The sequence below is a fragment of the Paenibacillus jamilae genome, from assembly GCF_050482105.1.
GTDB lineage: Bacteria > Bacillota > Bacilli > Paenibacillales > Paenibacillaceae > Paenibacillus > Paenibacillus jamilae_B.
The window spans coordinates 12,399-34,335 of record NZ_JBCNHI010000014.1; the positions used below are offsets into that span (position 1 = coordinate 12,399).

The 21,937-nt window shown below is 48.0% G+C and carries 23 protein-coding genes, 1 tRNA gene and 1 pseudogene; 21 read left to right on the plus strand and 4 right to left on the minus strand.

Going from position 1 to position 21,937, the window contains the following annotated elements; genetic code table 11:
- The first annotated feature begins 157 nt into the window (after window positions 1-157).
- From ABEW32_RS11160 to ABEW32_RS11215, 12 genes are all read left to right on the plus strand, one after another.
- Window positions 158-436, plus strand: coding sequence for an acyl carrier protein (locus ABEW32_RS11160; protein WP_016818495.1), 279 nt, complete (start codon window positions 158-160; stop codon window positions 434-436).
- A 46-nt stretch (window positions 437-482) separates the two neighbouring features.
- A complete protein-coding gene (locus ABEW32_RS11165; RefSeq protein ID WP_430187656.1) occupies window positions 483-1,676 on the plus strand; it encodes a radical SAM protein in 1,194 nt (397 codons plus the stop codon).
- 66 nt (window positions 1,677-1,742) lie between these two features.
- A complete protein-coding gene (locus ABEW32_RS11170) occupies window positions 1,743-3,119 on the plus strand; it encodes a preATP grasp domain-containing protein (protein ID WP_430187659.1) in 1,377 nt (458 codons plus the stop codon).
- A 17-nt stretch (window positions 3,120-3,136) separates the two neighbouring features.
- Window positions 3,137-3,382: an acyl carrier protein gene (locus ABEW32_RS11175; RefSeq protein ID WP_016818498.1), complete on the plus strand. Its 246-nt coding sequence runs from the start codon at window positions 3,137-3,139 to the stop codon at window positions 3,380-3,382.
- Between the two features lie 37 nt (window positions 3,383-3,419).
- The gene (locus tag ABEW32_RS11180) at window positions 3,420-4,451 is read left to right on the plus strand and encodes a hypothetical protein (protein ID WP_430187662.1); all 1,032 of its coding nucleotides are present in this window, start codon (window positions 3,420-3,422) and stop codon (window positions 4,449-4,451) included.
- Between the two features lie 69 nt (window positions 4,452-4,520).
- Window positions 4,521-5,513, plus strand: a complete 993-nt coding sequence (locus ABEW32_RS11185; RefSeq protein WP_016818500.1) for an ABC transporter ATP-binding protein — start codon at window positions 4,521-4,523, stop codon at window positions 5,511-5,513.
- Complete coding sequence (locus ABEW32_RS11190; RefSeq protein WP_430187664.1) at window positions 5,503-6,309, plus strand: ABC transporter permease; 807 nt, start codon at window positions 5,503-5,505, stop codon at window positions 6,307-6,309. The genes ABEW32_RS11185 and ABEW32_RS11190 overlap by 11 nt, the downstream gene beginning before the upstream one ends.
- A 1-nt stretch (window position 6,310) precedes the next feature.
- Window positions 6,311-7,123, plus strand: a complete 813-nt coding sequence (locus ABEW32_RS11195) for an ABC transporter permease (RefSeq protein ID WP_430187667.1) — start codon at window positions 6,311-6,313, stop codon at window positions 7,121-7,123.
- Window positions 7,124-7,172: 49 nt separating this feature from the next.
- The gene (locus ABEW32_RS11200; protein ID WP_430187670.1) at window positions 7,173-8,705 is read left to right on the plus strand and encodes an ATP-grasp domain-containing protein; all 1,533 of its coding nucleotides are present in this window, start codon (window positions 7,173-7,175) and stop codon (window positions 8,703-8,705) included.
- 17 nt (window positions 8,706-8,722) lie between these two features.
- A complete protein-coding gene (locus ABEW32_RS11205) occupies window positions 8,723-9,874 on the plus strand; it encodes a glycosyltransferase family protein (protein ID WP_430187672.1) in 1,152 nt (383 codons plus the stop codon).
- Complete coding sequence (locus tag ABEW32_RS11210; protein WP_430187674.1) at window positions 9,871-10,959, plus strand: Gfo/Idh/MocA family protein; 1,089 nt, start codon at window positions 9,871-9,873, stop codon at window positions 10,957-10,959. The genes ABEW32_RS11205 and ABEW32_RS11210 overlap by 4 nt, the downstream gene beginning before the upstream one ends.
- Before the next feature lie 83 nt (window positions 10,960-11,042).
- Complete coding sequence (locus ABEW32_RS11215) at window positions 11,043-12,320, plus strand: type III PLP-dependent enzyme (protein ID WP_430187676.1); 1,278 nt, start codon at window positions 11,043-11,045, stop codon at window positions 12,318-12,320.
- Window positions 12,321-12,407: 87 nt separating this feature from the next.
- Here ABEW32_RS11215 and ABEW32_RS11220 read toward each other — a convergent pair whose 3' ends face one another.
- Genes ABEW32_RS11220 through efeO form a run of 3 tightly spaced genes read right to left on the minus strand, consistent with a single transcriptional unit; the run spans window position 12,408 to window position 16,506 of the window.
- A complete protein-coding gene (locus ABEW32_RS11220) occupies window positions 12,408-14,237 on the minus strand; it encodes an FTR1 family iron permease (RefSeq protein WP_430187678.1) in 1,830 nt (609 codons plus the stop codon).
- A 24-nt stretch (window positions 14,238-14,261) separates the two neighbouring features.
- Window positions 14,262-15,626, minus strand: a complete 1,365-nt coding sequence (gene efeB, locus ABEW32_RS11225) for an iron uptake transporter deferrochelatase/peroxidase subunit (protein WP_430187681.1) — start codon at window positions 15,624-15,626, stop codon at window positions 14,262-14,264.
- 4 nt (window positions 15,627-15,630) lie between these two features.
- Window positions 15,631-16,506 carry an iron uptake system protein EfeO gene (gene efeO / locus ABEW32_RS11230; protein ID WP_430187683.1) on the minus strand — a complete coding sequence of 292 codons (876 nt, stop codon included), beginning with the start codon at window positions 16,504-16,506 and terminating at the stop codon, window positions 15,631-15,633.
- 307 nt (window positions 16,507-16,813) lie between these two features.
- Here efeO and ABEW32_RS11235 point away from each other — a divergent pair.
- The 5 genes and pseudogenes from ABEW32_RS11235 to ABEW32_RS11250 form a co-directional block, all read left to right on the plus strand.
- Window positions 16,814-16,969 (plus strand): annotated as a pseudogene (locus ABEW32_RS11235) (LuxR C-terminal-related transcriptional regulator); the annotation flags it as partial.
- A 21-nt stretch (window positions 16,970-16,990) separates the two neighbouring features.
- On the plus strand, window positions 16,991-17,620 hold the full coding sequence (locus ABEW32_RS26475) for a hypothetical protein (RefSeq protein WP_488168819.1): 630 nt from the start codon (window positions 16,991-16,993) through the stop codon (window positions 17,618-17,620).
- A gap of 737 nt (window positions 17,621-18,357) precedes the next feature.
- Window positions 18,358-18,870 carry a hypothetical protein gene (locus ABEW32_RS11240; RefSeq protein WP_430187685.1) on the plus strand — a complete coding sequence of 171 codons (513 nt, stop codon included), beginning with the start codon at window positions 18,358-18,360 and terminating at the stop codon, window positions 18,868-18,870.
- Window positions 18,871-18,952: 82 nt separating this feature from the next.
- Window positions 18,953-19,034 (plus strand) — tRNA-OTHER (locus ABEW32_RS11245).
- 82 nt (window positions 19,035-19,116) lie between these two features.
- The gene (locus ABEW32_RS11250) at window positions 19,117-19,401 is read left to right on the plus strand and encodes a hypothetical protein (protein WP_430187687.1); all 285 of its coding nucleotides are present in this window, start codon (window positions 19,117-19,119) and stop codon (window positions 19,399-19,401) included.
- Window positions 19,402-19,481: 80 nt separating this feature from the next.
- Here the strand turns inward: ABEW32_RS11250 and ABEW32_RS11255 are convergent, their stop codons facing one another.
- Window positions 19,482-19,634 carry a hypothetical protein gene (locus tag ABEW32_RS11255; protein WP_430187690.1) on the minus strand — a complete coding sequence of 51 codons (153 nt, stop codon included), beginning with the start codon at window positions 19,632-19,634 and terminating at the stop codon, window positions 19,482-19,484.
- Window positions 19,635-19,726: 92 nt separating this feature from the next.
- On the opposite strand from ABEW32_RS11255, the gene ABEW32_RS11260 reads away from it, so the two are divergent.
- From ABEW32_RS11260 to ABEW32_RS11275, 4 genes are all read left to right on the plus strand, one after another.
- On the plus strand, window positions 19,727-19,933 hold the full coding sequence (locus ABEW32_RS11260) for a sporulation protein Cse60 (RefSeq protein ID WP_430187692.1): 207 nt from the start codon (window positions 19,727-19,729) through the stop codon (window positions 19,931-19,933).
- A 55-nt stretch (window positions 19,934-19,988) separates the two neighbouring features.
- Window positions 19,989-20,366, plus strand: coding sequence for a hypothetical protein (locus ABEW32_RS11265; RefSeq protein WP_430187694.1), 378 nt, complete (start codon window positions 19,989-19,991; stop codon window positions 20,364-20,366).
- Between the two features lie 70 nt (window positions 20,367-20,436).
- The gene (locus tag ABEW32_RS11270) at window positions 20,437-21,222 is read left to right on the plus strand and encodes a head fiber protein (protein ID WP_430187697.1); all 786 of its coding nucleotides are present in this window, start codon (window positions 20,437-20,439) and stop codon (window positions 21,220-21,222) included.
- Between the two features lie 304 nt (window positions 21,223-21,526).
- Window positions 21,527-21,853 carry a hypothetical protein gene (locus ABEW32_RS11275; RefSeq protein WP_430187700.1) on the plus strand — a complete coding sequence of 109 codons (327 nt, stop codon included), beginning with the start codon at window positions 21,527-21,529 and terminating at the stop codon, window positions 21,851-21,853.
- Window positions 21,854-21,937: the final 84 nt, after the last annotated feature.

Consider the following 21,937-nt stretch of genomic DNA (forward strand, 5'->3'; position numbering starts at 1 on the left):
ATATTGCGACTTTTACTTACAAAACAACCTATTGACTTGTCTCTTCAATGGAGGAGTATAATTGAATATAGTTCCAAGCAAGGAAATTTTCTAGGAGCTTTTTAGACGGCATCGTTGGACGGAAGAGTAGTATCTCATTCACAAGGAGGAGTTTGCTATGCAAAGCCAAGTGATTGAAATGATCAGCGCGGTCAAGGAAGATCCTGAATTGGTCGCTAAGCTGGATGGACATTCGGACATTATTCATGATGCAGGACTAGATTCGTTGCAATTGGTTCATTTCATGCTGCAAGTGGAGGATGCATTTGATGTGGAGATTGATTTTGATTCCTTTGAGTTGGAACATCTCCGTTCAGTAGATGCATTTTGCAGTTACATTCAAGAAATGAGCGATGCGGAGCAAGTGCCGCACCCGGAAGGTATGGAGACAGTCTGAACGTAGGATAGACTTTGCCTGAAAATCCATTAAACGAGGTGTTAGCATGCAGCCCAAAAGCAATGTGCTGATTGATGAGAAGGCTTTCAAGCTCATCAAGCGTAACCTGAAAAATGCTTCCGTGTCTTATCGTAACGCAACACAGGACCCTGCTTTCAAAACGGACATGCCCCAGACGATCGGTATTAAGCTGACCAACCGTTGCAACTTAAGATGTACGCACTGCTTTGAATGGAACGAGGAAGGCTATCATCACCAGATGGATAAAGAAGAACAGAATATGGATCTTGCCCCGGACATGCTCCGGCAGATTTTGAGCGAAACGAAGGAAGTTAAGTCCCGACTGTACATGTGGGGTGGTGAACCGATGTTTCACCGGCGCTTTGATGAAATTTTGGACGTGCTGGCGGAAGACCGGCGTGAAATGACCTTTTGTACAAATGGACTACTCATTGATAAATATTTGGACCGGATTTTGGACTTGTCTGAAAATCTGGAATTGTTAATAGCGATTGAAGGTTTTGAAAGAGAACATGATTTAATACGCGGTAAAGGCACCTTTCAAAAAACAATGCGGCAGATGGATAAGCTAATTGAACTTCGCGATCAGGGATTGTACAAGGGACGGGTAACTGTCCATGCGGTCATTAACGATAACATGATCGGACGGATGTACGAATTTCTGCAAATGCTGGAGGATAAGAGGCTGGATCTGGTGCTGCTGACGTTCCCCTGGTACATTTCCAAAGAAACCTCCTTTAAAATGGATGAATATTTTACACGTAATTTCTCTTGGCTCCGACAACTTGAAGAAAATAATATTAGTAGCTGGCATGCTTTCAAATATAAAATCAACCCGGCTAACATTGACCCTCTGATGCAGGAATTACAGCGGATCAATGAGCGCGTGTGGAACATTCGCGTGCGTTATCAGCCCGGTCTGGATTATGAAGAAATTGATAAATTTATACATGGCGAGGAGATGGTCAGCCGTTGCTCCAATCATTGCTTGGCGCTCACTTCTAGAACAGATATTTTACCAGACGGAAAGGTCATGCCTTGCAAATTTTTCAGTGAGTTCACGATTGGAAGTTTGCGTGAGCACAGTCTGAAGGAGATATGGAATTCGGATGCGTATGAGAAAACCCGTCAAAAGATTAATCATGAAGGATTGACGCCAGTGTGCTCTAAATGCAGTGTACTGTATCTGCACGGGGCAGGCTCTCTGAAATACATTTAGTTTCCTGCGGATTTCCTATGGATGTTGTTTGCTACTGGATGGAAGAGAGAGGGATGATGACAAGACGTGACGACTAAAACGATTAACCTTGTGGAAGCACTTGCTCATGAACGAGATCATGGTGTCCTGATTTGGCTGTTTAATATCGGTGCAGAGCAGGTGTGGCATCCATCCCCCCGGAAGGGGGGCATGGTAGACCGGGATGAACAGCAGGTCGTAAACCGGATGGAGGAAATGAATCTCCTGCTATGCCGAAGTCAGGATGTCATCGTACTCCGTGAACAGCCGGATGAGGCATTTCTGGACATGCTTCAGCGGTTAGGCTTCAGCCTGCCGCGTATTGAGGTGCCAGAGCCTTCTGATCCGCTAACGCCGATTTCAGAGCTGGTGCTGGCGGATGACGCGCTTTTGGCACGACTGCGCGCGATTGCTGATGCAGGCCATAGTAGCGGCGGAGCCAAAGCATGGCTCGTTCCCTATGCGGTCACACCGCAGGAGGAAGCGATTGCGGAGCGCTGTGGGCTGGAGCTAATTGGCGCTCCATCTGCGGTCTGCGCGCAGGTGAATGATAAAATATTTAGCCGTCTGACCGCACAAAAGCTTGGTTTTGCTGTCAGTGAAGGCGCTGTGTGTGCAGATGAAGCGGCAATTCGCAGAGAATGTGAGAGATTGGCAGGCTTATCGGACGAGCCTGTGAAGCTGATTATTAAGCAGCCACACGGGGCCTCGGGACAAGGCATGTATATGCTGGATGAGCTGTCCAAGCTGGACACGCTGCTGAGTGTAATGAGACGATTCGGCGGCTCATCATCATCTTCTGGCGGCTGGCTGGTGGAGCGCTGGCACAACAAGCAAATGGATCTGAACTACCAGCTCTGCATTGACGAGGGCGGTGGTGTGACGATGTTTTCGCTAAAAAGGCAAAATGTAGACGGCACAGTATATATCGGCTCCCAGGGTCCTGCTGATATTGGCGAGACGCTGGAGGAAGAAGTGAGACGATGTGCCTATCAGTTGGGAACGTATCTCTATTCCATCGGGTATACGGGAATGGCCTCCATTGACGGTTTTGTTGACGAAGATGGTTTGCTCGTTCCGGTAATCGAGATTAACGGCAGATTTACTCTGTCTACTTATATCTCGTTTTTATCCTCTGTGCTGGGGGAGCAGCATAAAACCTTGTCCCGTTATTACCGTAACGTGACCACTACACCGCTCACTTACAGTCGTTTGTGTGGGTTGCTGGCAGAGGAAGGCTTGCTCTATACACCCGAGCGGCCTGAAGGGGTGTTTGTTTATACGGCAGGTACATTGTCTGGCATTCCTGTAAAGCGGGGCTATGTGAACCGGATTTTCACGCTTATTTTGGCAGATAGTTGGCAGGAAGCGGATGTTTATGCGCACAAATTGGAAGGTATCATTGCTGGATTAGGATGCTCATAAATGGGAGGGAATCAAGAATGAAAACAGATGTATACCATGTAGTACCTTTGCTGGAAAAGGTTTTGAAACTGGCTCCTGGCGAGCTGGAACAGCTCACTCCGGATCAGGACCTGCGAACCTTGGGGCTGAATTCCTTATCTGCTGTTGAATTAATTGTAGAATTGGAAAATGAGCTTGATATTACGATGGAGGATGACGATTTGGTGCTGGAGCATCTGTCTACATTGCAAGGCATTGAGCGTCTGCTGGGCAAATATGCATAAGGGCGCTGAACAGACAAGAACTAGGCCGCAATCCGATATGGGGACTCGTCATGATTCCGTAGTTGACTATAGTGCAGAAGAAAACGCAAACGCTCTTCCTGGGAAACATTGTGTATATTCTTCCCTGCGTACTTCATTGCAGAGGTATGGGGTGAACATGGCGGAAGCCGAGCTGTTCATGCTGTGTGGGAGTATGTGCGCGGAGTATGGTGGAGATTTGAAGCGCTTCGGACCGGAGAAATATCCGGAGCAGCTTCAAGAAATGGCCGCCAGTGGCGGACCGGTTATTCGGGTAGAACCGTGGATCGAGGGAGTCAGCAATGAAACCGACCTGTTGCAGGTACTCACATCCGGCTATGGTACGATGCTGCATACGTCGAGCACCGCTTTAACCTATCACGATGTGTATGTGAAAAATTACCCAAGGGGCCATGTGATTGAGTTGTACGGACTGGACTTGCAAGAACGGACGGCACAGGTGAACGATAGCTTTCTGCTCGATTCCTCGGGACATGCGATGACTTATGTGGGCCCAGCCCGGCTCGACGACCTCATGCAGGGCATTATTGAGTATGCATGGCTGGTGGAGCAGCCTGTCCTGCTTTCGGCAAGGGAGATGCATGCTGCGTGTGCTTACCATATTCGTCAGTATGTGACGGGTGAGAAGCTTGCAACGGACCAGCAGGTTAAGCGGGGAGATGCAGGTTACCGGGCATTTGTCGGTGACTTCCATCTGTTAGAAGACATGGAAGATCAGGAGTTTCGGACGTACTGTCATGAAATCTATTACAATCTGCGCTTGGGTAGTGCTCTTCATTTGGCGGATTATACAGCTGATTATTGCCAGCTGCATCAAGCTACGCTGGGGCCGCAGACACAGCATGTCATTGAATTGGCACAGGCGTTGTACGCGGATTGGCACAAGCTTAATCTGCATATTTACAAAACAGGACTTCAATTGCGCAAGCATCGGATGCCTGAGATTACAGAGCGGGCTCTGCATTTAATTGAAAGGCAGCGCCATATGCTGGAGGAACTGATGATGTTAGCAGAGCAAGCAGCCGAGTAGTCAAAATATCGGCTATATCAGGCATGTTCATCCAGGTATCACGCACAGAGGAAAGAGGAGGGGAATTCATTGCCGTCCATTACATTAAACCAATTGTCGAAAACGTTTACGTACTATAAAAAGGAGCCGGGCGTGCGCAAATCGCTACAAAATTTGTTTAAGCGTGAACAACTGACGAAGAAGGCTGTACAGGATGTTAGCTTTAGCATTGAGGAAGGTGAGATTGTCGGTTTTCTTGGCCCAAACGGGGCGGGCAAAACAACGACGCTCAAAATGCTGTCTGGCATTCTCCATCCCACGGACGGGGAGGCATCGGTACTCGGCTTTACTCCGTGGAAGCGTCAAAAAGAGTTTAAACGTCAGTTTTCCATCGTGATGGGACAGAAAAACCAGCTCTGGTGGGATTTGCCCGCAAGTGAGTCGTTCGAGCTGAACAAGCTTATCTACGAAATCGATGATAACCGTTATAAAGAGGCGCTGGATGAGCTGGTCACTTTGCTCGGGGTGGAGGAGCAGCTTCATGTGCAGGTTCGGCGGCTATCGCTCGGCGAGCGTATGAAAATGGAGCTGATCGCCGCGTTGCTGCATCGCCCACGGGTCATTTTACTGGATGAGCCGACCATTGGACTGGACCTTGTTTCTCAGCGGCGGATTCGAGAGTTTTTCAAAGCCTATAACCGCACCCACCGGACGACTATTTTGCTGACAAGCCACTACATGAAGGACATTGAGGATTTATGCACTAGGTCCATCATTATCAGTGGGGGCAGATTGGTGTATGACGGAGACTTGCACAAGGTGAATGAGGTCATGGGTGCTCGTAAACTGCTCAAGGTTCGACTGGAGACTCCTGTATCCAACCTGACGTTGGCGGGGCTCGGCAAGCTTCGCTCCAACTCGGAGCTGGAGGCGGTATTTGAGCTGGACGCAGAAGATACGTTGACTTGGTCCAAAAAGATTTTGGATGCACTGCCTGTCGTTGATTTTACGATTGAGGACGTCCCGCTGGAAGAGGGGATAGCCAATTTGTATGATGGGGGCAGGCTGGCCGATGCGAAATAACAAATATGTGAAGGTGCTCCAGCTTGGTATGCAAAACGAAATGGAGTATCGAGCCAATTATTGGCTACAAATGGCGGGATTTATGCTGCCGATCATGACACAAATTTTTCTCTGGCTTGCGGTATTCGGTTCTTCAGGACAAGCAAGAGTGGTGGACTATTCTCTGCCGGAAATGCTGGTGTATGTGGTTATGGCGGGAGTAACTGGAAAACTGATTGCTACAGGCTTTGAATACGAAATTGCTACAGATATCAAGGAAGGTGGACTGGCAAAATTCATGGTACAGCCTGTACATTATTTTGCCTACCGTTTTTGCCGGTTTATTGGAGGCAAAGTCATACAGTCCGCAGTTGTGCTGCTGGCGGCTGCTATTTTGCTGTTATGCCTTAGCCTGGAAGGACAAATTAGCTTCGAGCTATCGTACATCCTGCTTTACATATTGGCGTTGCCGGGAGCACTTGTGCTTAATTTTGTGGTCTATTATGCGCTGAGTGGCATAGCTTTTTGGATGACAGAATCGGCGGGACTTTTTTATACGGTGTCGCTTGTCATTTATGTAGCTAGCGGTACCGTGTTTCCGCTGACGATTTTTGGAGATACGTTGGCCCGTTTGTTCAGTCTGCTGCCGTTCAGCTATACCGTATTTTTTCCGGTGAATGCGTTGACGGGCAAGCTGACTGTGCTGGAAGCCGCTGAAGGCATTGGCGTGCAATGGATCTGGATTGCAGTGCTGGCGGCCGTATCGCGCTGGGTGTGGCAAGCCGGAGTCAAACGCTTTGTCTCGGTGGGAGGTTAACATGAAAAATGTTTTTCGAAACGTTGGACGTTACCTCAGACTGTACTGGAAATTTGTCCAGTTTTCCGTCATGTCGCAAATGGAATACCGCACTAATTTTATAAGTGCATGCTTGGTTGAAACCGCTTATTTGTTTATCAAGCTGCTATACGCATCGCTTCCATATCGCGCTGGGACGGACATTAACGGCTGGTCTCCCGATGCCATGCTCTTATATATCGGCGTGTTTACGATGATGAGCGGATTTTATAGTGGATTATTTTACAGTAATTTTACAAGCTTGCCTGACAAAATTCGGACTGGTTCACTGGACGTGCTCATGACCAAACCAGTATCGCTGCAATTTATGGTGACCCTGCGTCAATTTGAACTGGGCTATACTGTGCCGAATGTCGTGGGTGGTGGAATCATGACAGGCATTGGCTGGTATCATCTGGGGTTGCCATTTGATGTGGAAACCGTGGGAGGATTCGCTGTGCTGCTCGGATGCGGAGTGCTTACGGCATACTCCGTGTTTTTGCTGCCCCAATTGCTGGCCTTCTGGATTATCCGCACGAATGGGGTTACAGAACTGTCCAACAGCATTTTCGAGACAAACTACGTGCCGATGGCCGTATACAGTAACCTGATTCAGCGTATTGGCTTGTTTGTGCTTCCGGTGTTTGTCATCTGTAATTTTCCGCCCATGTTCATTCTCGGCAAAATGCAACCCGGTTTGATGCTATGGGCATTTCTCGCACCTCTCTGGCTGCTGGCGGTTATCCGCTTGATATGGCAGTTTGCTCTACGAGATTATACGAGCGCGAGCCAGTAGCGCTACCGTGTAGTAGGTTCATAATGAAGCAGGAAAGGAAGCGAATCATATGAATGCGATACCGAACCAGCGTCATTTATATATGGGAACATTCGAAGCGGAGGCTTACTGGCGAGATACCGAGCTAGCTTCCCTGCCCGCCCTGCCTGACCGGGCTTCTTCGGCCATAGTAGCGGCTATGGATGAATTGCTGTTTAGCTTTTGCCAGCCGGGAGACACCTTATTGACACGTTATGCTATTTCACCTGTGCATCGTCAGTATATCGCGCAACTGGGCTTTCATCCGGCTGTAAACGAACGGGATTTGACCGACGGAATGGAACGGGCGGGCAATGTGTCGGCTGCTTCCGTTTTTGAGCTGCTGAGCAGTCGCAAGACCGATGCCGAAGAAGGTTTCCCTCAGCTGGAGGGCTGTGTGCTTAGTCCATTTGCGGGGTTGCCGCATGTGGAGGAGGCCGCACGTGCTTGGGGAATTACATTGCATCAGCCACCGCTGGAAACCATACGCAAGGTAAATGCCAAAACCTATTCCTCTGAGCTAAAACGCAGTCTAGGTCTGCGCAATCCAGGCCATATTGTAACTTCGTTTGCAGATGTCGCTGAAGCAGGACGTAAGCTGCTACGGGATGGAAGCTTTTTAATCAAGGATGATTTTGGCGTATCGGGCAAAGGAAATCTACACATTACCTCAACACAAATGCTGGACCGGGTCGTATCGTATTTGCGTGGACAGGAGCGTAAAGGCAAACGGGTACTGTTCCTGCTGGAGCCTTTCCTGGAGAAAGAGCAGGATTTTTCATGCCAATTCACGATTAGCGATGATGGACGTGTCGACATTATATCTGTGCAATGGCTGGCTAACACTCAGTTCGCCTATCGGGAATCCTTATCGCCAGACCAGGCTTTTATGGAACGTTTGGAGCGCGACGGCTATTTTAGCTTGATGCAGGATGTGGGACAGCAATTGTACCAAGATGGATATTATGGCGATGTATGCATAGACTCCATGACACTTCGCGGCGGAAAATTGGAGCCTATTATCGAAATTAATGCCAGAAAGTCAATGAGTTTGATTAAGCATCAGCTCGATACCTATCTGGCCGGCAAAAATATGCGTGGCACGCTAACGAATTATTCACTGTCCCATGATGGCAGTCTATCCTATGAAGAATTACTGGAAGGGCTGAAAGACGAAGGATTGCTATTCACAGGTGAGCGAGAGGAAGGTGTCATGCCTCTGGGAGCCAATACGTTATATGTAAACACAGGTGGACGAGACGGTGAAAACAGAATTGTAGGTCATACAACCACGCCAAGCAAAAACACAACCGGACGTGGGGGCAGGTCATCTGCCAAGCAGGTTCGCGTGAGTGGAATTGGGGCCAGTGGTGGCGAATCAGAAGAGAAGGGTATGAGGCAGCCTGACTTGGATGGTACAAAAGAAGCTGACGGAAATGAACGGGCACGAGGCAAAGGCCGGCTTTATCTGGAACTGGTTGCTGCGAGTGATGAGGAAAAAAGGCAATTGACTACAAAGCTGGAGCGTTTTTTGGCAGAGCGGCATTTTACAGTGCTGAATTGAACGGGAGGCGTATAGGCATGCGTAAGAGTACGGAGAAGCTTATGAAGGTAACGATTTTGTGTTCCGGTTTCGGATTGGGCTTTTATACCCCCGGCTTGCTGCTGCAAGCGGGTCTTCGCAGGCTGGGCATGGATACGGCGATCCATGTATTTGAAAATGTACTGCCTGAATCGGATCGTCTCAAGGTCGACAAAAGCCGGAAAGCTTATCATGACAACTTTGCAGTGGCCTTAATGTCGCAGAAGGTTCCGCAGGATATGCGTAATTCACTAGACCCCGCAGCGATGGAGGTACTGCTGAACCAATGGATAGAGGAGGATCGGCGGTATTTTATATGCTTATCCGGTCATTGGATGTATGTACTGCAGGAGTATCGTAAGCGCAGAGAGCCAGAGTCAGTGCATGTGGACATCTTGTATATGGATTCGACGCCTTCTCCTTCCTGGAAAAATCTAGCCAAGCATAACCCGCGTTTTGCTGATGGCTGTGGAGAAACGACTCTTTTCGAAAATGATAAAAATAGAGTCAGCTATTATATTGACATCCCGGCAGTAGAGCATATCCCTTTTGAACAACGGCAATCCCGCTTATTCGTACATGGTGGCGGTTGGGGGATGGGGACCTATCGTGAGAAGGTCGGACGTTTGGAAGAAGCCGGCTGGGAGCTTGATCTGCTGCTGTATGATCAGGATCAACCAGATGAACAGCGGGACAACATCCGCTATTTTCGGATGGACCCGCAGTGGAGAACATGGCAGCGAAATGAAGCCGGGGAGCATACGTTTCCACCTTTCGGAGAAGTGAAAATGGGGGAGGAAACGGTGTATCAGGTTGGACCGGATTATCATAGTATGCTGGACCGGGCATGTCGTGTACAGGCTATTGTCAGTAAGCCTGGTGGTGGCAGCCTGACCGATTCGTTCGCTACAGCAACTCCGCTGATTATGCTGGAGCCGTTTGGTGTGCATGAGAAGCATAATGCCGATCTATGGGAGCGTCTGGGATTAGGCATGCGCTACGAAACATGGATTGAAACCCATGGTGCCAGTGCACAGATTCTTGAGGAAATGCATCAGAGAATTGTAGAGCTGCGCAGCCGGACACCGCGTTATAGCGAGTCCTATGTGAAGAGTATTCAAGTGCCATCAGGAATGGAGCAAGGGTCATGAACGCGGCCGCGGCTGCACGAGAACCTGCGATGCAAGATATTCGCTTTGGAATCATTGGCTGTTCTGCCATTGCCCTTCGTGCATTGCTGGAACCGATCCGACATGTTGCAGGAGCACGTGTGACCGCACTTGCGAACCGTACGGTTGCCAAGGCGGAAGAAATGGCAGAGCGTTTTGGAGTCAATGTCGTTTATCGTCATGCTGAGGATATGCTTAACGACCCGGACATCGACGCTGTATATATTGCACTCAGCAACGATTTACATGCTGAGTGGATTGGCAAAGCCTTACAAGCACATAAACACGTGCTGGTGGAAAAACCGTTATGCCTGAATACGGCGGATCTGGCTCCCTTGGCAGCTATCGTCAATCAGAGCAACGCTTATCTGCTGGAGGGAGTCATGGTGCAGCATCATCCTTGGCAGCGTGAGCTGCGCGGAATTGTAGAATCGGGCCGCTATGGTCGCTTATGCTCGATAGAGACAAGTCTATGTATTCCGGCAAAAGAAGGACATGCGGATAATTACCGATCCCGTCCGGAGCAGGGCGGGGGATGCTTTTGGGATCTGGGCGTGTACTGGCTCCAGTTTCTTCAGGCCGTTGTTGGATTGGAGCAGGCGGAATTTCGCAGTCAATCGGATTTTGACGGTCCTCATGGCTGTGACTGGACATTTCATGCACAAGCCCGTTACCCAAGTGGACTAGAGGCATCTGCCCTCTTCTCTTTTGAGCGCCCTTATCGCTGTGCTCATGTACTGACCTTTGAGTCGGCAGTAGTCACCTTAAAGGATTGCTTTCGGGCGAATTTAGGTTTTTATAAAATGACACTCAAGACAGAAAAAAAGAAGGATATCGCGGTAAATATAACGGATGCGGAAGTGCAGTCCACGTTATCACAATCATCCTTGCCTACTAAAACAGTTTTTGAGCCTATGAACTATTATGTCAATCAGTTGGATGCCTTCTGCAGCATCATTCGGGGTGAAACGGAGCCTGTTCCATTCCGTGAGGCTGCGGAACGCGTTAGACTGCTGGCAGCTATTCATGAAGCGGCGCGCTCAGGCGAGGCGATCTATGCAGTATGAGTATGATCGTGGTCATCAATCGGTGAGATTTGTATACTGCCAAAAACGGAGTATCTAAGCAAAGAGAGGAGGGGATTCAGCGTATGGATCAAAAGGACAAAGTTTTACTAGAGCGCTTTGGTGAGCACCCGACACCATTTTACTATTACGATGGAGACGCTCTGCATGCTCACGTCAGCTCGTTACTATCCCGATTGCACCCGGCCGTGCGTGTACATTACGCGCTCAAGGCTAATGGTAACGTAGCTTTGGCTGGGTTGCTGCGCTCGTTAGGTTGCGGTGTCGAGATTGCTTCAGCTGGAGAAATGTTCGTCGCTATGGAAGCCGGGTATGCCGCGGAGGACGTGCTGTACGCAGGGCCGGGAAAAACAGTAGCCGAGCTGCGCGAGGCGATAGCCTGTGGGATTGGCTGTATTCATGTCGAATCGGTGAGAGAGCTACGTCTACTGGAGGACATTGCTGCCCAAGCGGACGTGTTTGTCAGGGCTGCGGTTCGAATCAATCCCGATAATGACCTGTCGGGAGCAACGATTAAAATGGGCGGTGTTCCACGCCCTTTTGGAGTCGACGAAGGGCAGCTGGATCAATTTTTTAAGGTGCTGGAAGATTGCCCGCACGTATACTTTCAAGGCATTCAAGTATATACAGGTACGCAAATGCTGAAAGCGGATCAGATTTTGGCTTCATTTGCGAATACCTTGCAGCTGGCAGAACGGGTGCAGGCTCAGTATGGTGTGGCGATGCATACGATCAATTTGGGTGGCGGATTTGGTGTACCTTATTTTGCTCATGAACAGCCGCTCGATATGGATCAGGTCATCGACGGACTCAATGCACTCGCGGAGCAGACTCGATCCCGCATGCCAGGAGTTAGGCTGATCATCGAAAGTGGCAGGTATCTAGTCGCTCAATCAGGCATGTATGTTTGCCGGGCGCTGTATACCAAGGAATCCAAGGGAGAAAAGTTTGTCGTGGCTGATGGCGGCATGAATCACTACGTCTCAGCTACCTTTCGGGGACGCCGCTTAAGGGACAATTACCCGGTGCGAATTATGCGCAGACAATCAGTAGAGGCTCCTAAAGAGCTGGAGACGGTAAGCATTGTCGGTCCGCTTTGTACGCCCGAGGATTGTATCGTGAAAAAAGCGGAGCTACCCCCGATTGAAGAAGGCGATTATATTGCTTTTCCGAATGCAGGAGCCTATGGATTGAGCTATAGCCCCTTATATTTTTTGGGACATGCTACTCCGACCGAGCTGCTTGATTATCACGGAGAGGTGCATGTCATTCGTGAACCAGGTGATCGCACGGACCTGCTGCACCATCAGCGTATGATTGCGTTGCCTGAGGATGTAAGGTAAGTATGTAAAAACGCCAAAATCATGGGAGTCGATATCCATCGAACCTGTGATTTGGCGTTTTTATATTTTGCGTATTATAGTATCAGCTTAACGTGAGTTGGAGCTGCGTATTTCCTGACGGACAAGCTGCCACACCATAAAAATCAGCACAGCGGCTTGTGGGACAAACGTTTCCCAAGTTGGATACATTCCCAACCAGCTAATGGATGGAAGCGAGGACGCGGTATGCCCCGGAAGCTTGCCAGCCACTTGAAGGGAATGGATACTTTCGCCCAAAAACCGGAATACGAGATAATAAATCAGTACAGTTGCGGTCAGGAAAAAGGCGCGAATCGGCAACCGTACACTGAACTTGATGATCGCAAAAGCAAGGACGACCAGTGTAAACATTGCCGAGCCAATGCCGATCAGCAATTGCGAGGTTTCGATGGCGGGAGCCATACCGATATAAAAGATAGCTGTCTCGGCCCCTTCACGTAAAATCGCGAGTGCAGACACCGCAAATAGCGACCACAGGCTGCCCCGTGCCAGTGCATTGCCTACGCTGTTTTCCACAAAGCGGTTCCACGCAGCAGCACTGGATTTGCTATGCAGCCAGTTACCGACGGTTAGCATCAGCACAACTGCTACCAGTCCGGTGACACCTTCCAGCAGTTCACGCATGCTGCCTGATGCAGCAGCCGCCACTAGCGAGGTGAACAGCACCGCCAGAATCCCGCTCAGCACCAGTCCTGTACCAGCGCCCGCCCATATCCATCGTCCAGCCACGGCTTCGCCGCTTTTTTTGGCATACGCCAGCAGAGCTGCGAGCACGAGAATGGCCTCCAGGCCCTCGCGCAGCAAAATCAGTGCGGCGTCCCAAGCGGTATAAGACTGTTCCTCCGTCAATGGACGGAGCCTGTCCAGCATCTGATCAAGAGTCTGCAAGGCTTTATCCGCATTCGGTGGAGAAGACAGCAGATACCCGGAAGCCTCGGTCATTTGATTTTCAATCACACTGTACGACGCCGGATCGGAAATCTGTACATGTCCTTCGACGGAAGGCCATAGAGCGATAAACTGTCCTACCTTGTCTGCCGCCTGCTCTGACTGATTAGCTACAACATCTTGGCGTGCGGATTCGAGCAGGGTGACTGCATCGCCCAGAGAGGCTGTTGACCCATTCGCTGCTCCGGCAGCGGCATTGCCTGCATCTGCCCCTTGATCAGTGTTCACAAGTTTGCCCTGACTATAATCAGACAGCAGCGTTGTTAACTCCTGCATTTCCTTGAGTGCCTGTGCTTGACGTATGGGCTCTGCTTGCATGGAGATGCGAATGAGGCTGATTTTCGTTTCAAGTGAACTGTATACTGAAAAATGGTCTGAACGAATCGGTGTTTCTACCTGATACCAGGCTTTAACGATTCGGTCGTAATCCTCCCGCGCAGCCGTCCAATCGCCTTTTTGCATGGCAGCCAGACTGCCCTTCGCCATAGGAAGCAGTTTTTCCGCTGCTTTGGCTCCGGCTGGAGCCGGTTGATCTCCTTCGGCAGCCGTCACGAACTCATTGACCGAGCGTGCCAGCACGGATAATGCAGCTTTTGCTGAATCCCCGCCGCCATGGGCAAGTGCCTCTTCCGCATCAGTCAGAGCTTGATCTACAGCCGCGATATGGGCTGAAGCCCCGCCATTTGCTTTGGCGGCTTCCCACAAACTGCGGAATTCCTTTAAATCCTTGGAGGCTTCCGTCCATTGGTCTTGTCCTGCCTCCACCAGTGCTCCGCCGACCACAGGCATCAGCTGATCATTAGAGTCAGCTTTAGCATTTGATTGTGCGAAAGCGGCTGATCCATAGCCGGATATGAAGGGAGTTACTGTCAGCAGCAGAGCCGCCACCAGCACAAACACCCACCTCAAGCTTTTATTGCGCCGATTCATAGAAATCCCCTTCCTTGCCTGCTGTTAAAATAACGTATCCCCAATGTATCCACCTTGCGATACACCTGGGAAGCAGGCGAACACCGCACTGCCTTTGTGTACAATGTATTCGTTCAGCTTGTCATTGCGAGCAAGCTTCTCCTGAATGTGGACGAACTGCTTGAACAGATCACGCTGGTAGCTGATGAACAGCAGCCCGGCATCGAGCTGTCCTGTTTGCTTGTCTAATCCGCTTGAATAGGAATAAGATCTCCGCAAAATATTAATGCTCCCGTCCCCATGAGCTAATGCCACATGAGAGGTAGGGGGCGTGAGCGGCTTGCCTGCCGGATTTGTAGCTGCCAGATCCAGCTTGTCAAATTCTTTGCTTTTGCCCAGCGGGGCACCACTGCTGCGATGGCGTCCAAAGGTATCCTCCTGGTCACCTAATGTTGAACGATCCCATACCTCTACCCGCATACGAATACGGCGTACAGCCATATAGCTGCCGTCGCCCATCCATGTTGGTCCGTCATTGGTCTGTGTCCACACCAGCCGATTCATTTCGTCTGCCTTGGAGGTATCTGGATTTCCCGTGCCATCCTTGAAGCCAAGCAAATTGCGCGGAGTGCTTCCTGCAGGATCAGCTTGTGCTGTCCGCTGAAAGCCTTCCTGCGTCCAACGAAGTACCGCCGTTCCTCTGGCGATACGCGCCAAATTACGCAGGGCATGGAAGGCTACCTGCAAGTCATTGGCACATACCTGCACTCCGACATCACCGCCGCACCATTGCTCCTCCAGGGCGTCTCCCTGAAAACGAGGCAACTCACGGAACCCGGCAGGCTTGAGCCCTGCCAGGCCATACCGCCCATCAAAAAAGGAGGGGCCCACCCCAAAAGTGATCGTCGTCCGGGACGGAGACAATCCCGCTGCCTCGCCCGTATCGGAAGGAGGGAGATTGAGATTTTCATTATCAGTGCCAAGCAGCACGCCAGAAGTCATGGTAGCACTTGCTTCCGTCCAGGCCTTGAAGAGATTCCGAACCTGTTCCTTGTCGGGAGTTGTTAGATCGAAAGCGGCGAAACAGATAAAATCTTGTGCCGGAGTCACAATCCCCGCCTGATGTTTGCCGTAAAAAGGGACCACATCTTTGGTATCGGCCGCTGTCATCATGCTTTCGAGGCGTTGACCGGCTGACAGCACAGCGCCTACGCCACCGCCGCCAAGCAGTAGACCTAGTCCGCCTACCCCAGCCAGCTTCAATAGATCACGGCGTGATACGGATTTACCTTTTCCTGATTGCTCGTCATCCGCTGACTGCGCATCTTTTTCTACCAGATCAGACTGTTCATTATGGGATTCCGCATACTGCGGCTTTTCTTGACCTTTTTGCCGCTTAAAGCCTTTCATATCATTACACTCCTAACAATTTCCCCATTTGGGACAACGGTTCTGCCAAAGCATCAAGGTTCTGGCTCAGTTTTTTAATTTCTTCCGGCTTCAGTTTGGTATACGATACATAGCCTTCGCCGTCTTTAAAAGGAGCCAGCTCCTGCTGTAAGGCTGTAAAACGCTCACCAATTTGTTTTTCCAACGCCGCGTCTTTTTGGTTCAGGTCTGTTTTCAAAATGTCATAAATCTTTTGAGCACCTTCTACATTGGCCGCAAAGTCGTACAAGTCCGTATGAGAATAACGCTCCTCTTCACCCGTTACCTTTGAGGTAGATACTTCATTCAGCAACTCGACTGCACCTGTTACCATCAAGCTGGCATCAATGTTAACTGTTTCTACTTTGGCCCGCAGCAGCTTGGCATCACTCAGCAGGCGGTCGGAAAACTCGTCCAATCCTTTGGTGGTGTTTTCTTCCCATAATGTTTTCTCAATACGGTGAAATCCGCGCCAATCTGCTGCATCCACATCACCGTCACGAGCGTCAATATTCGGGTCTAGATCGCCTAGTGCTTCCGCAATCGGTTCAATTCGTTCATAGTACATACGTGCTGGAGCATACAAAGCCTTGGCTTTATCCAGCTCGCCAGCTTTGACTGCGTTCGTGAATTCTTCTGTCTTTTTCACAAACATATCGCATTGCTCAGTCGCATAGGTACGGTAAGCCGCAACCGCTTGATCAAAATTGGGAGTAGTCGCTGCAGGAGTCGTAGTCTGTGTTGCCCCTGTATCTTTGGATGTTGCAGCGGGCTGCTGATCCGCAGTTCCGGCTTGTCCGCAACCTGCAAACAGAATAGAAGAGACCAGCACTCCGGCCGGCACGGCATAACGTAGTTTCATAATCAATGAACACCCTTTCTGGCCAAACTGGCCCTGAACCATAGTCTGTAGCGCGATCTCTATAACGAATTATCATTTTTTGATAATGATTATCAGTCGCATTTTTTCTTATCATAAGGCTGGCCTATATACCTGTCAATACATATTTTAGACACAAAGTTTAACTCGTCATTAAAGTTGTAAGTAAGGTGCCTATGCCCATTTTTATCCGCACATTGAACCTTACCTGAGCACATGACATAAAATGTGTTGACTGTATCCCTTAACCTTGTTACACCACACAAAACCCGAGCAAGGAGGGGTGAAATTGACGAAGGGTAACGACCAGAAAAACAAGTTTTTGTTAACTCACCGTGAACGTGAAGTATTTGAACTGCTCGTGCAGGACAAAACAACGCGTGACATCGCCGGACAACTATTTATTAGTGAGAAGACGGTGCGTAACCATATTTCCAATATGTTATATTTTCAAGCACACAATGAAATGTGTGCTTCTTCTTTTGCTTGTTACTACATAAATAAACATATGAGAATAAGGAGGATGATGGTTGGTATGTCAATGAACATTTTTAAAGCTAAGAAAGGTAGTAGGGTCCGTTATATGGATCGTGGGGGTTACGATAAGGAGCGCGAATGGGCTAATAAGCATTTAGTTAAAGGACAAGTCTACACAATTGATCGAGTTGAAATACACCAGTCTTCCACAACCGTCTATTTAGCTGAGGTCCCAGGTCATGGGTTCAACAGCGTGTACTTCAATGATGTGTTTGAGGAGAAAGATGGGATTGATTACGGCAGGATACACCAATTAACAAATGCTGAATTTACACATTTTGTTAAAGACAAATTGGAGGAGTCACTAGAATGGAAGAGATTAGAACGGTTCCTTATAACTATTGAGGATTTTGGATGTGATCCGAACGAAGATCCAGACCCACCTGTAATTGTTGTTGATGTGAAGGTCACAGGCACGCTTTGGACATTTTGGTTCTCTACAGAAAGCGAAAAATATAACTATAGTAGTTTAGGTGAAGACGAAGTAAACAGATACCTTGCAATCGAAAAAGGACAGCAGCCAGAATCACCTGGAGTATATGTGTACAACCCTTCCTAGGAAATGGCAGAGACCGATTAAACTCGGTCTTTTTTTATTTCCTTTTTATATAGGGGCCGCTTTGCTTTTTTATTTGTCTTTAAAATAAATTTAAAAAATATAGACAAAAACTTAAAATGTCTATAAATCATTAGGTTTTATACGTGATATTCTTATAACATGGAAAACAAAGAGAGAGCAGCACCCGACACAAACACATGCCTGTTTGACGGTGGTAGGCGTAAGACGAGCGGCACCAGTTAGCCCCTTGCTATAAGACCTACAGACAGCCGCAAGGGTAGGACAAGCGGGCGTGTTGCTCTTTCTGTTTTCACTACTCCACTCTTGCTAAATGTGCGTCTGACAAGCGCATTCCCCACGGTGATCCTAGCCGCTAAAGAGTGGATCAGGAGCGCAGGCCGGACGCGTAAGCAAGTACCGGATTCCAACAAAGCTTATATCATTACCTGTAAGCCCAGGCTGTACGAAACGCGTTCGTGCGGTCTGGCGGGGTTTCATGCAGAATGCGAGGTGCGCTGCGGGGGTCTGTTCCCCACAGTCCTGGTTCAAACCCAGGCTTCTGCTAACATGGAATCAAAACCCATTTTTTTGTTGAATAATTACAATAAAAGACTTATAATGTAAATGTTCATAAATACCTGTAAAAACTTTATCGATCATAAATGCTCTAATAGTTTCTTACATACTGTGCTGGTTGATAGAGTTGGCAGGATAAAAAAATCAAAGAAAGTGGGCTTATGAGTATGAAAAACCTTAAAAAAGCTACTGCAGTATCTGTTTTATCACTAGCTCTTGCAATTCCTTTATCTGCTTCTGCAGCAGCAACTGATGTTGCACCAGCTACAACTGATTCAACATCAGTTTCCCAATCTGCAAACACATCGACCGATGTGAATACACCAAAAGCGGGAGATCATGTTATTACTCCTTATGCTACCAAATCGGTGGTTGATAGAACTCTCCGCAACACAGAACTTACAGAAAATTTCGATATACCCGCAGGTTATGGCTATGTTAAAGTATGGATACGTAATGACGGTAAGCAGCCAATTAAATTTTCGGTGAACAGAGGCTCAGAAACAGGTTCACAAATGATGTCTGGAACTGTAGAACCTGGTCGCACTTACAGTGAAATTAGTTCAAGCGCTTGGCCTGGTGCTAATAAGTATTATGTATCTCTTTCCTCGGGTAAAGCATATATGGAGGGCGAGATGTCAGTTCGTATAGGCACTTCACGAGGGGAACTGTAATAATCAAATTATTGTTATTTAAATGCAGTAAGGAGGTCGGCCAACGTGCCGGCCTTTTTAGTATCTTCAATATCACTATTATGCACGGTTAGCTCAATGGTAGAGCACAGGCGGGCCCGAGTAAAACAGACCTAAAGGCGTGGGTTCAATTCCCACACCGTGCACCTAATTAAAAGACTTATTGAGAGTGGCGTAGATACGCTGCTCTTTTTGTTTTCACAACAATAGAAAAGGAAGTGTTTTGTAATGAGTACAGAGGCAAGCGCAGTACGTAACGGCGGATTTGGGTATCTTGGTTCGGATAATATCTTTAAGGTGGTAAATACCGAGGCTGAGGCTCGTAAGTATAGCCCTACTGGTAAAGTAGTAAGCTTTGCTGGTCCACACGCATATGGCAACCCTGTGGTCCCTACAGGCACGGGTGAATACGACCAACTGGCTATCAAGCTGCATACGGACGGATCATTGACTGAAAGCGAAGGCTTCACCATCCCGGCTCATATTGCCAAGGTAGTCAAAGAACTGCAATAGTGTTTATCCCCGGATCAGCTCCGGGGACTTTACAGCGCCTAAAGGTAAATGTGCGGTTCGAGTCCGCAGGACGCTATTAATTAGTGACCATATGCCTGGTTGTACCACTGGGCAAAATGTTTTACTCGTGCTGGTGTCTCTTTCAAAGCTTTATAACCAAAAACACTAAGAGAGCTAACTACTGCTACTGCTAAAAATGGAACCAAGGTTATATACTTTACTCTATCAGTCATTACATGCACCTCCTTTCGAACTAATACTTTCGGCGCATAAAAAGGAATATCCTTCCTGTGTGTCGAATTGTTGTGTTGAAAGGAGGGGAACTATGACACAGGTTTTAGTTTTGTCTGAGTATTCAGAAGGTAGATTGCAGCAAGGGATCAACGAATTTCTTAACGGCTTCCATAAATCTAGGCTAATTGATATAAAATTCAGTACATCAATGATCCCGGATAATAGTGATTTGTCTATCACAGGCTGTACCATAATTTATTCCGCCCTAATTATTTATGAAGAGAATGGACAATCCTAAGCCCCTAACCGCTGACTTTTACCGACATAGGGTAATGAGAGAGGACGTATGAATATTGGAATATGTAAGAATCGAGGCCTGCAGTGAGCAATCTGTTCAGAGATACCTTGATGGTGGTTGGAAGATCATTGACACTGCCAAGAGCGAGTATCCTGGAGAAGGTTCGCAAATCATTTACCATGTAGGATATCCAGCGGCTAAACGAATTGAGGACTTGCTGAATATCATCAAGGATTATGAAAACCATGGTTTTAAAGAAAAACTGTTTGAAAACATCGCTACTGAAAACAAGGACGATTATAAACAGTATGATTGTGATGGGGGAGTACCAATAAGCGAAACCGCTAAGTACATGTCACGTTATGATAGCGCCGTACAGAATAAAAATATTACTTATTCTAAAAGACGGCCCCCTCAAGAGTATGATTTTTAAAGATGATAATGTTAACTTTAGTCGCTCATACGAGCGGCTTTTTCTTTGCCCTTATTCCACCAGGAAGGAGGTGTTAACAATAGAAGAGAGCATTTTAATTTACATTGGCCCGCCGATCCCATCGCGCGGGTTATTTCAGTTTGGCAGTTTTGTAGGAGACATACCGGAGTTTCTTGAACCACTCATGCAGGTGGAAGAGATCCGGGAGTTGGTTGTTGATGTGAATAACTTGGTCGAAGCCAAGAAGGAAATGAGCATTATCGGTACTGAGAAGAACAAAGCATTTCAGTATCTCTCGAATCCAAACAATATAGAAGCGGAGTTGAGCAAATTGGATTATAAAAGCTTTTTAGGCAAGGGCATTTACATTGAAGGAGAGAACGGAGAGCTGTCGCTTGTGGGTAAGAATAACCCGTTACCTGTGGCTGGACTTTCAGGTGGTGGCGGTGGCGCTGTCACAGTAGATAACATCACAGACGCAACAACAGTAGGTAAGAGCGTGCTTAAAGCAACAGACGCAGCAGCAGCAAGAACAGCATTAGGAGCAGGTACGTCAAACCTCAAGGTTGGCGAAACCGGAAATGATGCAAAAGCGGGTAACTGGGCCCCGAGGTCTTATGATTTACAAGATGCAACCGATGTTGGTAAAGCTCTAATTGTTGCGGCTAATGCCACTGCTGCACGTACAGCCATCGGTGCAGGAACGCCAGTCAGCGCAGCAACGACAACAGCAAATGGTACGGTTAAGCAGGCAGCAGCACAGGCCAATAGCGCAGCTACGGATGTGGCTGGACTGGTTGCAGACTTTAATTCCTTGCTTGGTAAGCTACGAACTGCAGGTGTCTTGGCGCCATAATAATATTGAATGTTTATACACGATATACAATAAATCATGCATATTAGCGGTGGACGATTGTACCCCCCTAACATAATTCTACTGGTGGACGATTGCACCCCTCTAAATGTTCTAGGGGGGTATGATTGTCCCCCGCTAGAGGGGTGTAATTGTCCCCCCAAGAAAGAAAGAAAGAAATATAAATAATAATATATATAATATATAGCTCATTTAGAGTTAATAGATACATACATCGTTCGTATGCATTATGCATAAAAGGACGGTGTATTTGTTGTTCATACATAAAACAGGTAGGAGGAAGATCATGACCAAACAACCCAACATATTCAGATGGCATATCAAAGGAGTAAGAATAACAGGAGACACCACAGCAGTTATTGATATCTATATACCAGGAGTGAATCAACAGGATAGAGTGGACATTCGTTTAAACCTGATTGATAGATTACGTGGTATTGATATCGAGCAAAAGACACTACGAACATTGGATGAATGGGAACAGATCTGTCAGGAACAGAATGCAGAGTTAGATAGAGCAGAGGAAAGAAGCAGACGTTTACGTGAAGCAGGAGTGTATGCCAGCATAGTTCCATATAGCAGGATTGTCACTAAGGGTACAGAGCATGGATAGCAGCTCACCCTTTATACCAAATGATTTAAAGATTAAAGAATAAAAGAAGGAGGCGCGCGTGAAATGATTATGAAAAATAATCTT